Here is a 12487-nt window from a genome sequence, read left to right on the forward strand (position 1 = left end):
GCTGCTGTTTCTGAGGATGCTGACAGCAATGTATTCCGATCTGCCGGGCCTGATGCCATACCAGCCAGCCGGAACGGTAAATTAATATAAATAATTGGTTTCTGAGACTTAACGAGTCATCACCGCTGGCATTCTTCCCCTGCGCAGTCTACGGTTAATAAAAAAAGCGCCACGTTTATTAACCATGGATAGCCGCTATGACCGCCCATGCCGAAATTGCAGCAAATCAGGAAAACGATCTTCGCCAGCTTTGCCATGCTCTGCAGGAGAATCTTGAGCTGCTACTGCCAGCCGGACAGCCCTCCGATCGCGTGCGGGCCGCTATGCGTGCCGGCACGCTGCCGAGCGGTAAGCGCATACGTCCGCTGCTGCTGTTACTGGCGGCGCGTGACATGGGCTATGACCTGACAAAGCGTGGCATTCTCGATCTCGCCTGCGCGGTTGAAATGGTGCATGCGGCCTCGCTGATACTGGATGATATTCCCTGCATGGACGATGCGCTGATGCGACGCGGTCGTCCCACCGTGCATCGCGAGTTTGGCGAAAACGTGGCTATCCTGGCAGCAGTCGCGCTGCTCAGCCGCGCTTATGAAGTTATCGCGCTCGCGCCGGATTTGCCCTCCCAGCACAAAACAGACGCCATTGCTGAACTCTCTGCGGCGGTAGGTTTGCAGGGGCTGGTTCAGGGTCAGTTTCAGGATCTGCATGAAGGTGGACAGAGCCGCAGCCCGGAAGCGATTGCCATAACCAACGAACTGAAAACCAGCGTGCTTTTTCGCGCTGCGCTGCAGATGGCGGCGATTGTGACTGATGCTGCGCCGGTAATGCGTCAGAAACTCAGCTACTTTGCGCAGGATCTGGGCCAGGCTTTTCAGCTCCTGGACGATCTTGCTGATGGCTGCAAACATACCGGTAAAGATATTCATAAAGATCAGGGCAAATCGACGCTGGTTCAGATGCTGGGTGCTGACGGTGCGGAGCGCCGTTTGCGTGAGCATCTGCGCAGCGCTGATGAACATCTTGCCTGCGCCTGTCACCGCGGCGTTGCAACCCGTCAATATATGCATGCCCTGTTTAATCAGCAGCTGGCAATGTTCAACTAACGCGGATCATTTATGGGGCATTTTGCCGTTATTGCGCCGCCACTCTATAGCCATTTTCACGCGCTGCAGTCACTGGCACAGACCCTTATCAGCCGCGGGCATCATATTACCTTTATCCAGCAGGCCGACGCACGTACGCTGCTGACCGATGAGCGCATCGCCTTTACTCCGGTGGGTGAACAAACTCATCCGGCCGGATCTCTGGCGGCGGCTCTGCAACGCCTGGCCGCGCCCGGCGGCCTTTCCCTGTTTCGCGTAATCAACGATATGGCTGAAACCACCGATATGCTGTGTCGTGAATTACCGGCGGTATTGAAAAAACTGCAGGTGGATGGCGTGATTGCCGATCAGATGGAGGCAGCGGGCGGGCTGGTGGCTGAGGCGCTGGGCCTGCCGTTTATTTCCGTTGCCTGCGCGCTGCCGGTTAATCGCGAAGCGGGCATTCCGCTGGCGGTGATGTCGTTTCGCTATGGTCAGGATGAGAAGGCGCTGAAACGTTTTGCGGCCAGCAGCCGCATGTATGACCGCATCATGCGTCGTCATCGCCACGTGATCGCTTACCATGCGCGCGCATTTGGTTTATCGCCACGTTCAGGCCTGCAGGATTGTCTCTCATCGCTGGCCCAAATCAGCCAGCTGGTGCCGGCATTTGATTTTCCGCGCCATCAGCTTCCCGCCTGCTATCACGCCGTAGGGCCGCTGCGTCAGCAGAGTATCACGACTCATCTGCCGCCGCCGTGGCCCGCGCTGCGTCAGCCGGTGGTCTACGCTTCGCTGGGTACGCTTCAGGGACGCCGCTTTCGGCTCTTTCTGCGCCTGGCGCGCGCCTGCTGCAATCTCGGATTATCACTGGTTGTTGCCCACTGCGGCGGGCTGACCGCGCATCAGGTACGCAAGCTGGAGCTGGCCGGGGCGGCCTGGGTAACCGATTTTCTCGACCAGCACGCTGCCCTGCAGCATGCCCAGGTGTTTATTACGCACGCCGGACTGAATAGCGCGCTGGAAGCGCTGGCGCAGGGCATTCCAATGCTGGCGCTGCCTATTGCGTTTGACCAGCCCGGTGTGGCATCGCGTATCGAATGGCATGGCGTGGGGCGTCGCGCCTCACGCTTCAGCCGCACTCATCAGCTGGAGACACATTTGCAACTGCTGCTGTCCGATTCTCACTACCGTCTGCGCATGTCCGCGATTCAGGCGCAGCTGCAGCGCGCCGGCGGCTGTCAGCGTGCGGCTGATATCGCTGAACAGGCGCTGTGCCGGCAACAGATTGTGCTGGCGGAGGCGACCTGATGTCAGAAACACATGCCGATCTTATTCTGGTGGGGGCCGGGCTGGCAAACGGGCTGATCGCCCTGCGGCTGATGCAGCTGCAGCCGGCCCCTGACATTCTGCTGCTGGAGAGTGCCGCTCAGCCGGCAGGCAATCATACCTGGTCGTTTCACCGCGACGATGTCAGTGACGCACAGTTTACCTGGCTGGAGCCGCTGCTATCCGCGCGCTGGCCAGGCTATCAGGTCCGCTTTCCGGCGCTGCGGCGTAATCTGCGCGGGGAGTATTGTTCCATCGCCTCACAGGACTTCGCCCGCCATCTGCGCGAAACGCTGGGAGACAGGTTGCGCACCGCAGCGCCCGTGCGCAGCGTAACACCGCAAAGCGTAACCCTGGAAAACGGCGACGTGCTGCACGCCCGCGCCGTGATTGATGGACGCGGCCTGCAGCCCACGCCACATCTGCGGCTTGGTTATCAGTCGTTTGTCGGTCAGGAGTGGCATCTGGCGCGTCCGCACGGCCTGCAGCAGCCGGTACTGATGGATGCCACGGTCGATCAGCACAGCGGCTATCGCTTTGTCTATACCCTGCCGCTCAGCGCTGAACGGCTGCTGATTGAAGATACCCACTATATCAATCACGCCACGCTCGATAGCGAACAGGCACGACAAAACATCATGCACTATGCAGAGCAGCAGGGCTGGCAGCTAAGCCGCCTGTTGCGTGAAGAACAGGGTTCCCTGCCGATCACGCTTGATGGTGATATTGAACGCTTCTGGCAGCAGCAGCAGGGTCAGCCCTGCAGCGGGCTGCGCGCCGGACTGTTTCATGCGACCACGGGCTATTCGCTGCCCTCTGCCGTTGCGCTGGCGGATGAGATCGCGGCTGCCCTGCCCTGTAATGCAGAAATGCTCAGCCAGCGTATTGAACAGTTTGCCCGCTGCCAGTGGCGCGAGCAGCATTTTTTCCGCATGCTCAATCGTATGCTGTTCCTTGCCGGACGGCCGGAAAAACGCTGGCAGGTTATGCAACGTTTTTACCGGCTTGATGCCGGTCTTATCAGTCGCTTTTACGCCGGAGAGCTCTTTCTCAGGGATAAAGCACGCATATTATGCGGTAAACCACCGGTGCCGGTGGGAGAAGCGCTGCGCGCACTGTTGATGACTCCTTCGCTACCAGGGAAGAAAGAATGAAACGTACTTATGTGATTGGCGCGGGCTTTGGCGGCCTGGCTCTGGCTATTCGTCTGCAGGCGGCGGGTATTCCGACCACGCTACTGGAGCAGCGTGATAAACCCGGCGGGCGCGCCTACGTATGGCAGGATGAGGGCTTTACCTTTGATGCCGGTCCGACGGTGATCACCGATCCCAGCGCCATTGAAGCGCTTTTCACGCTGGCCGGAAAAAAACTCAGCGACTACGTTGAGCTGATGCCGGTCACGCCCTTTTATCGTCTCTGCTGGGAAGATGGCAAGGTGCTTGATTATGACAATAATCAGACCCTGCTGGAGCAGCAGATCGCCGCGTTTAATCCGCAGGATGTTGAAGGCTATCGCCGGTTTCTTGCCTATTCACAGGCGGTATTTAAAGAGGGGTATCTCAAACTCGGCACGGTGCCGTTCCTGAATTTCCGCGATATGCTGCGCGCCGGCCCGCAGCTGGGCCGCCTGCAGGCGTGGCGCAGCGTATACGATATGGTGGCAAAATTTATTCAGGACGATCATCTGCGCCAGGCCTTTTCGTTCCACTCTTTACTGGTGGGCGGTAATCCGTTTGCAACATCCTCTATCTACACTTTGATTCATGCGCTGGAACGCGAATGGGGCGTCTGGTTTCCGCGAGGCGGTACCGGCGCGCTGGTCGATGGCATGGCGCGGCTGTTTCGCGACCTCGGCGGCGAGCTGCTGCTTAATGCCGAAGTGAGCCAGCTGGAAACGCAGGGTAATCGCATCAGCGGCGTGCAGCTAAAAGATGGACGTCGCTTTGACGCCAGTGCCGTAGCCTCCAATGCTGATGTCGTACATACCTATGACCGGCTGCTGCAGCACCATGCGGTCGCCCGTAAGCGCGCCGCCACGCTGAAGCGGAAGCGAATGAGTAATTCGCTGTTTGTACTCTATTTTGGCCTTAACCAGCCGCACGCTCAGCTGGCGCACCATACGGTCTGCTTCGGCCCGCGTTACCGCGAGCTGATTAATGAAATATTTAACAGCAACCAGCTGGCGGACGATTTCTCGCTCTACCTGCATGCACCCTGCACCACCGATCCGTCGCTGGCACCGGCAGGCTGCGGCAGTTTTTATGTGCTGGCGCCGGTTCCGCACCTTGGCACTGCCGCAATCGACTGGCAGCAGGAAGGGCCGCGCTTCCGCGACCGTATTTTTGCTTATCTTGAGGAGCACTACATGCCAGGCCTGCGCGATCAGATAGTGACACAGCGTATGTTTACGCCGGAAGATTTCCGCGACACGCTGCACGCACATCAGGGCTCAGCGTTTTCGCTGGAGCCGATCCTTACCCAAAGCGCCTGGTTCCGGCCGCATAACCGCGACGCCGACATCAGCAATCTCTACCTGGTTGGTGCGGGCACGCATCCCGGCGCTGGCGTTCCGGGTGTCATCGGCTCAGCTAAAGCTACCGCGCAGCTGATGGTAGAGGATCTTGCCGGATGAATCAGCCTCCCCTGATTGAGCAGGTCACGCAGACCATGGCGGCGGGCTCGAAAAGCTTCGCTACCGCAGCAAAGCTTTTTGATCCGGCTACGCGCCGCAGCACGCTGATGCTCTATGCCTGGTGTCGTCACTGTGATGATGTGATTGACGGCCAGACGCTGGGTGAAGGTGGCACGCAACATCAGGTGGCAGACGCGCAAACGCGCATGCAGCATCTGCAGATTGAGACCCGCCGCGCATACAGCGGCGCGCATATGGATGAACTCGCCTTTCGTGCGTTTCAGGAAGTGGCGCTGACGCATGAACTTCCGCCCCAGCTGGCGTTTGATCATCTGGAGGGGTTCGCTATGGACGCGCGCGAAGAGCGCTACATCACCTTTGATGACACACTGCGTTACTGCTATCACGTAGCGGGCGTCGTGGGTCTGATGATGGCGCGCGTAATGGGCGTACGCGATGAGAACGTACTCGATCACGCCTGCGATCTCGGCCTGGCGTTTCAGCTGACAAATATTGCACGCGATATTGTTGAAGATGCGCAAAACGGGCGCTGCTATTTGCCGCAAAGCTGGCTGACGGAAGCCGGGTTACGTGCCAGTCAGCTGGCCGATCCGCACTATCGTGCGGCGATAGCGCCGCTGGCTGCACGCCTGGTAGCAGCGGCGGAGCCTTACTACCATTCGGCCCGCAGCGGGCTGCCCGATCTGCCGTTGCGCTCGGCGTGGGCTATCGCGACGGCCCACGGGGTGTATCGCGAAATCGGGGTAAAAGTGCAGGATGCGGGTATGCGGGCCTGGGATGCGCGGCAGCGCACCAGCAAAGGGGAAAAGCTGGCGCTGCTGCTCAAAGGCGCGGGGATTGCGCTTACTTCTCGCGTGGCGCGTCCGCAGCCGCGTCCTGCCGATCTGTGGCAGCGGCCGCGTTAGGTTTGCGACCGTGACGTTCACGCAGCGTAGCCTGCAGCTTATGCAGCGGCGGAGCGTAGAGAAAACCAAACGAGACGCAACCTTCACGCCCGCGCACCGCATGATGCATCCGATGCGCCATATATAAACGCTTCAGATAGCCTTTGCGCGGAATGTAGCGAAACGGCCAGCGCTGATGCACCAGCCCGTCATGCACCATAAAATAGAGCGCGCCGTAGGTGGTCATCCCGGCGCCGATCCACTGCAGTGGCCACATGCCCTGCACGCCATAGTAAATCAGCCCGACTGAGAGCACGGCAAACACAACGGCGTAAAGGTCGTTGAGTTCAAACCTGCTGGTATGCGGTTCATGATGAGAGAGATGCCAGCCCCATCCCCAGCCGTGCATAATATATTTGTGCGAGAGCGCCGCCACTGCTTCCATCAGTGCAACGGTTGCCAGCAAAATAAGCGTGTTCCATAACCAGAGCATGGTGCGTCCATTTTAAAAGGTCAAAGAGTAAAGGTGGACTGCGATACGGGATGCCGCAAGTCAGCATAGGTGAAATAAGCGCGAGGGTCACGCTTATCTCTGCCACAGCCGGGTCAGCTGGCATCGCGCGACAGCGGTTCTTTCAGCGGGGTTTTCGCCAGCGTGCGCGCCAGCAGTGATGAATAGAGCGGCTTGCCGCCAAAAAACTGTGCCGCCAGCGTAGCGCCCAGACAGGTAATGATCATCGGCAGGATCAGCTGATAATTGCTGGTCATCTCCAGCACCAGCACAATCCCCGTCAGCGGCGCACGGACCGACGCGGCAAACAGCGCGCCCATACCGGCAACCGCAAAGGTGCCCGCTTCCAGATGCCACGCCGGAAACCAGGCTATAGCGATCTGGCCAAAACAGGTGCCCAGCAGCGTACCCAGCGTCAGCATGGGCGCAAAAATGCCGCCCGGTGCGCCGGAGGCAAAGCAGCAGAGCGTCACCAGCGTGCGCAGCATAAAAAGACCAAACAGCATCAGCGCGCTATATTCGCCGCCAGAGAATGCCGGGATCAGCGTTATCCCGCCACCGGCCGCCTGCGGCAGCAGCATACTCAGTACACCGCAAAGTCCGGCCAGCACGCTGCCCCACAGCACCCACGCCGTGGTGCGCCCGCGATGCAGACGCTGAAAGCGATCCTGCATGGTGAAGATCAGCCGGTTAAACGCGACGCCGACAGCGCCAAACACCACCCCCAGCAGCAGATAGAGCCATAATGTATCAGTGGGCGCATCTCTGAGCTGGCCGATATCGATGATAGCGCTATTGCCCTCGCAGAGCCGGTAGACGATGCTGGCCATGATGACGCCAACAAATACCGCTTTGATTGAAACCAGACTGTAGCGAAACTGCGGACGCATCTCTTCAATAATAAATAAAATCCCCGCCAGCGGTGCGTTGAAGGCCGCTGCAAGACCGGCTGCCGCACCAGTTGCGAGCAGCGTGTGGCGCGATTCAGCGCTGCGCAGGCGAAACAGATCGCTGCACATGCCGCCGATATTCCCGCCCAGCTGCACCGTCGGTCCTTCCCGACCCAGCACCATCCCGGAACCGAGTGCGCCCATGCCGCCAAAAAATTTTACCGGCAATACGCGCCACCAGCGTACCGGGCGCAGCTCTTCCAGCGCACCTTCAATTTCCGGAATGCCCGAGCCACCCGCCTCAGGCGCAAAGCGGCGCACCAGAAAATAGCCCACGCCGCCCATGATGGCAGAGGCGGCAAAGGCAGAGATCGCTCCGGTCACGAAACCGCTATGCTGTGCAGTGAGCGTATCGATACGCAGCTGCAGCATCAGGTTGACCGCCCGGTTAAATGCCACACCCACCAGGCCGGTCAGGGTGCCGACCAGCGCCGCCAGCAGCAAAAGCCTTACCGGCGTGGTGTCCCGGCGCAGCAGCGTTTGCAGCCGCATAAACCGGCCAGGGCGACGCATAGTCTCTTCAGCGTCAGAAGGTGTAACAGGCATCAGTTTCTCCTAATCAGAAATCCATGTGCAGCGTCCCGGCGCCCTGCACCGTTCCAGCATAGTCAAAAGCGGGCAGCCCGTAACCTGGTCATTCGCAACAGAATTTTACGTTGCGGTTAATTCATATACAGTCCGCAACCGCGCTGTCACCGCGCGCGACAGAATGTGTCACAGAATTGCGGCTGGCGGATTGACGCGGCGCCTGCAAATCACCATCATCCTGGCCATCGCCCTTGTGGCCAGATTCATTACTATCGGAGCGGGATGTGTCAGAACTCAGTAACGCATTGCTTGAAGAGATTATCAGCGAGGTCCGGCCGCTGACGCGGCAGGGAAAGGTGGCGGATTATATTCCGGCGCTGGCGGACGTGGATCCTGACCAGCTGGGGATCGCGATCTGTACCCCGTCCGGCGAGTGCTATCAGGCGGGTGATGCCGCTACGCGCTTTTCAGTGCAATCCATCTCTAAGGTGCTGTCGCTGACGGTGGCCCTGACGCTTTATGAAGACGCTGAAATCTGGCAGCGCGTGGGTAAAGAGCCATCCGGACAGGCGTTTAATTCGCTGGTCCAGCTGGAGCTGGAACAGGGCAAACCGCGTAACCCCTTTATTAACGCCGGTGCGCTGGTGATGTGCGATTTGCTGGAGAGCCGCCTGACGGCTCCGCGCCAGCGCATGCTGGAATTTGTCCGTGGCCTGGCGAAGCAGGAGGATATTCTGTATGACCGCGGCGTCGCGCGCTCTGAGTATGAGCACTCTGCCCGCAACGCTGCCATTGCCTGGCTGATGAAATCGTTTGGCAATTTTAATAATGATGTCAGCAAGGTGATGGAGACCTATTTTCACTACTGTTCGCTGGCCATGAGCTGCAACGAACTGGCGCGTACATTTCTCTATCTGGCCAACCAGGGACGCACACAGGATAATCGCCGGGCGGTGATCTCTCCACGCCAGGCGCGTCAGGTGAATGCGCTGATGATGACCAGCGGCATGTATGATGGCGCCGGCGAATTTGCCTGGCGGGTGGGGATGCCGGCCAAATCCGGCGTGGGCGGCGGGATTATTGCGGTGATCCCGGGGGAGATGAGCATCGCCGTCTGGTCTCCGGCGCTGGATCGCTCAGGCAATTCACTGGCCGGCACCGCGCTGCTGGAGAAGCTGAGCGACCGCCTGGGCCGCTCGGTGTTCTGACCCTTAGCTCACCTGATTGCGCGGTTTATCCTGCGCAAACGCCGCCAGGTTGGCTTCAATGCCGCGCAGCAGATTCGCCACGCCCTGCCGGGTTGCCCAGGCGATATGCGGCGTCAGCAGCAGCCGGGGCACGCCGGGTTGCAGCAGCGGATGCGTAGCGGGTGGCGGCTCACTGCTCAGCACGTCCAGCGCCGCGCCGCCGAGGGTTCCCTGACGCAGCGCGGCCGCCAGATCCTCCTCTTCAATCAGTCCGCCGCGCGCGGTGTTGATCAGTAACGCTCCCGGTTTCATCGCGGCCAGCGTCTGCCGGTTGATCATCTGCTGCGTCTGCGGCGTCAGCGGGCAGTGCAGCGTCAGTACGTCGCTGCGCGCCAGCACCTCATCAAAGGCGGTATAGCCGGCGCGGACGGCTGCCGCCCCCGGCCGTTCAGCATAGAGCACCGTCATACCCAGCGCCTGCGCCATCTCACCCGCTGCGCTGCCAATATCGCCTTTGCCGACCACGCCCAGTACCGCACCCTGAATATCCTGCAGCGGCTCGCGATGGATACAAAAGTGCGGCGAGGCGGGCCACGCGTCGCGGCTGCTGATGGCGTAATCCATCAGATGTCGCCGCAGCGCGAACAGCGCAGCGATTACCCCCTCCGCCACGCTGCGGGTGGAGTAGCCGGGTACATTGCTGACCACAATGCCCTGCGCCCGGCAGGCGTCAAGGTCGATACAGTCATAGCCGGTAGCCGTGACGCAGATATAGCGCAGTTCAGGCAGCTGCCGCAGCGTGTCGGCGCGCAGCGGGACTTTATTTGTCATGGCTATCGTCGCCCCCTGCAGGGCAGACACAATCTCCGCGGGTGCGGTCTGTCCGCGCCAGACCCATGCACTGCACCATTCTGGCTGCGCCGGCCGTTCGGGCAGCGTATCACCATCCAGCATCACTATTTTCATCTTCGCTCCGCTTTATTGTTTCTGCACTGTTCTCATCAGGTTGCAGTAAGGTTAACAAAAACGGCGTCCGGGGTGAGCTTTTTCAAAAAATGCGAATTATTTCCCTCTCCGGCGGCGTTTGTTTAACGCGGCAGCGGCAATCGCGTTACAATTCCGCCTCTTCTCTGACGTGACCTGCTATCTGCTATGACGGTTTTACCTGCACTTCGCCAGCGCTTTACTGCCTGCCTCGCCATTCTGGCGGTGCTGCTGCTGTTTGTTGCGCCGGTGGTGTCGAAAAGCCTGATTGAGCAGCAGCGCGTTTCGCAGCCTGCCCCGGCCATGATGGAGATGGATCATCATCAGATGATGGAGCACGCCATGCCGGGCATGATGCATCATGACGCGGACGACGGCGAGCTCGCCTGCGGCTACTGCGATCTGCTGGTGCATGTGCCGCTGATGATTTGGGTGTTTATTCCCTTTATCTGGCTGATGCTGCTTCACTCCCGTGCGCCACCGCTGCCGCGGCGCGCGGCACCCGTAGTGCGCAGGCGGGTGGCCATACCCCGCCCGCGCGGACCGCCTTCCCCGCTTCTTAACTGAATCCGCTTTAACGTGGCGCGGACGCAGCGTGCTGCCCGTCGCCCCGGTTGTTTACTTTCAGAAGGAAGACGCTTTTGTCTGCTGTTAATTCTGCAGCACCGCGCGGCGCGGTGCTCAATCTGCTTCGCCGCCTGCATTTTTATATCGGCCTGTTCGTTGCGCCGTTTATCTTTATTGCTGCGCTGAGCGGCACGCTCTATGTGCTCACGCCTCAGCTCGAACAGCTGGTCTATCACGATGCGCTGACGGTAACGCCCGCTGGTGAACCGCAGCCGCTGTCGGCTCAGATCGGCGCGGCACGTGCCAGGGCTGGCGCAGATGCGCATATTTACGCGGTGCGACCGGCACCGGGTGCAGAGGAGACCACCCGCGTGCAGTTCAGCGATCCGGCGCTGGGCGCCTCGACCTCGCGCGCGCTGTTTATCGATCCCTATACCCTGCAGATAAAGGGAGATATGCCGGTCTACGGAACCAGCGGCATACTGCCGCTGCGCACCACGCTCGATTTGCTGCACAGCAGCCTGCTGCTGGGCGATGCCGGACGCAACTACAGCGAGCTGGCGGCAAGCTGGCTCTGGGTAGCCGCGCTGGGTGGCGTGGTGTTGTGGCTGGCGACCCGGCCGAAGCGCCGGCTTAAACCGGCACGCAGCGGGTTGGCTTTCAGCCGCCACTGGCACGCCACCCTGGGACTGCTGCTGCTGCTCGGGCTGCTGTTCTTCTCTGCGACCGGCCTCACCTGGTCACAGTGGGCAGGCGCGAACATCGATAAAATGCGCAGTGAGCTGAACTGGCTGACGCCGCAGGTCAGAACGGTACTCGATCCGGATGCACCGGTCGCCCCCGCCGATCCGCACGCCGATCATCACAGTATGTCAGTGACCGATATGGCGGCGATGCGCAAACCCGGCATGCCCATGATGAAACCGGCGCCCGCCAATATGCCCGATGCTGACTGGGACCAGGCGCTGAATGCCGCGCGCGCGAACGGGATTGATGCAGCGAAAGTGGAGCTGCGCCAGCCGAAAAACAGCGGCAGCGCCTGGACCGTCACGGAAATCGATCGCCGCTGGCCCACGCAGGTGGATGCGGTGTCGGTGGATCCGCACAGTTTCGCGATCGTGGATCGCGCTGAATTTGCCCGCTTTCCGCTGGTGGCAAAACTGACCCGCTGGGGCGTGGATGCTCATATGGGTGTGCTGTTTGGTCTGCCCAATCAGCTGCTGCTGGCTCTCTTTGGTCTCGGCCTCTGCACCATGATTGTGCTGGGCTACCGCATGTGGTGGCTGCGCCGCCCCGCTTCGGCTGCTACCAGCCCGCTTGAGACGCTAACGGCAAGCTGGCTGGCGCTGCCGCTCACGGCGCGCCTGCTCTCCCTGCTGCTGGCCGTAGCGCTGGGGTATGCGCTGCCGGTCATGGGTGTCAGCCTGCTGCTGTTTTTAGCCATCGATTATCTGCGCTGGCGCAGACAGCAGCGTACGCCAATGACTGAAGCGGAGATCCTCGCTGCACAGCAGTCGCCGCTGGGCATTATTCGCGCCCGCTTTACGGTCAAACGTAAAGAGATGCGCTATTTTCTGCGCGGCCTGTTCATTCTGGCGCTGATTGTCGGTACGGTGATGAGTAATGCGATTATCGGTGGCGTGATCGATCAGTATGGTATTCCGTTCAGCCACTGGTCGCTGACCATGTATCTGACGCAGGGCTTTATGATTACGCTCTACACGCTGGTATTTACCGGACTGATGTCGATTCCGCTCTGGTACTTCTTCCTCGGCGAGCAGGACGATTCAGCAAACAAAGGGTAAAAAAAAG

The 12487-nt window shown here is 60.1% G+C and carries 11 protein-coding genes; 8 read left to right on the forward strand and 3 right to left on the reverse strand.

What is annotated here, in order from left to right:
* The first annotated feature begins 197 nt into the window (after positions 1-197).
* From FS690_RS12325 to crtB, 5 genes are read left to right on the forward strand one after another with little or no spacing between them, the layout of a single operon-like run.
* Positions 198-1103 carry a polyprenyl synthetase family protein gene (locus FS690_RS12325; protein ID WP_071668403.1) on the forward strand — a complete coding sequence of 302 codons (906 nt, stop codon included), beginning with the start codon at positions 198-200 and terminating at the stop codon, positions 1101-1103.
* A 12-nt stretch (positions 1104-1115) separates the two neighbouring features.
* Positions 1116-2393, forward strand: coding sequence for a glycosyltransferase (locus FS690_RS12330; protein WP_071668404.1), 1278 nt, complete (start codon positions 1116-1118; stop codon positions 2391-2393).
* Positions 2393-3565 (forward strand): lycopene beta-cyclase CrtY, encoded by a 1173-nt coding sequence (gene crtY, locus FS690_RS12335; RefSeq protein WP_145339684.1) that lies wholly within the window; start codon positions 2393-2395, stop codon positions 3563-3565. Before FS690_RS12330 ends, crtY begins: the two co-directional genes overlap by 1 nt.
* Positions 3562-5043: a phytoene desaturase gene (locus FS690_RS12340; RefSeq protein ID WP_071668406.1), complete on the forward strand. Its 1482-nt coding sequence runs from the start codon at positions 3562-3564 to the stop codon at positions 5041-5043. The genes crtY and FS690_RS12340 overlap by 4 nt, the downstream gene beginning before the upstream one ends.
* Positions 5040-5969: a 15-cis-phytoene synthase CrtB gene (gene crtB / locus FS690_RS12345; protein ID WP_071668407.1), complete on the forward strand. Its 930-nt coding sequence runs from the start codon at positions 5040-5042 to the stop codon at positions 5967-5969. Before FS690_RS12340 ends, crtB begins: the two co-directional genes overlap by 4 nt.
* Here the strand turns inward: crtB and FS690_RS12350 are convergent.
* Complete coding sequence (locus FS690_RS12350; protein ID WP_040113672.1) at positions 5908-6441, reverse strand: sterol desaturase family protein; 534 nt, start codon at positions 6439-6441, stop codon at positions 5908-5910. The genes crtB and FS690_RS12350 overlap by 62 nt on opposite strands.
* Positions 6442-6554: 113 nt before the next feature.
* Complete coding sequence (gene clcA / locus FS690_RS12355; RefSeq protein WP_040113673.1) at positions 6555-7955, reverse strand: H(+)/Cl(-) exchange transporter ClcA; 1401 nt, start codon at positions 7953-7955, stop codon at positions 6555-6557.
* A gap of 266 nt (positions 7956-8221) precedes the next feature.
* Between clcA and glsB the strand changes: the two genes are divergently transcribed.
* A complete protein-coding gene (gene glsB, locus FS690_RS12360; protein ID WP_145339685.1) occupies positions 8222-9145 on the forward strand; it encodes a glutaminase B in 924 nt (307 codons plus the stop codon).
* 3 nt (positions 9146-9148) lie between these two features.
* On the opposite strand, the gene FS690_RS12365 is transcribed toward glsB, so the two are convergent.
* Positions 9149-10090: a D-2-hydroxyacid dehydrogenase gene (locus tag FS690_RS12365; RefSeq protein ID WP_145339686.1), complete on the reverse strand. Its 942-nt coding sequence runs from the start codon at positions 10088-10090 to the stop codon at positions 9149-9151.
* A 186-nt stretch (positions 10091-10276) separates the two neighbouring features.
* Here FS690_RS12365 and FS690_RS12370 point away from each other — a divergent pair, with 186 nt between their 5' ends.
* Both FS690_RS12370 and FS690_RS12375 read left to right on the forward strand, forming a co-directional pair.
* Positions 10277-10675 carry a DUF2946 domain-containing protein gene (locus FS690_RS12370; protein WP_071668411.1) on the forward strand — a complete coding sequence of 133 codons (399 nt, stop codon included), beginning with the start codon at positions 10277-10279 and terminating at the stop codon, positions 10673-10675.
* Positions 10676-10749: 74 nt separating this feature from the next.
* Positions 10750-12480 (forward strand): DUF2534 family protein, encoded by a 1731-nt coding sequence (locus FS690_RS12375; RefSeq protein ID WP_040113680.1) that lies wholly within the window; start codon positions 10750-10752, stop codon positions 12478-12480.
* Positions 12481-12487 lie beyond the last annotated feature (7 nt).

The sequence above is a fragment of the Pantoea sp. PSNIH1 genome, from assembly GCF_007680655.1.
GTDB lineage: Bacteria > Pseudomonadota > Gammaproteobacteria > Enterobacterales > Enterobacteriaceae > Pantoea > Pantoea eucrina.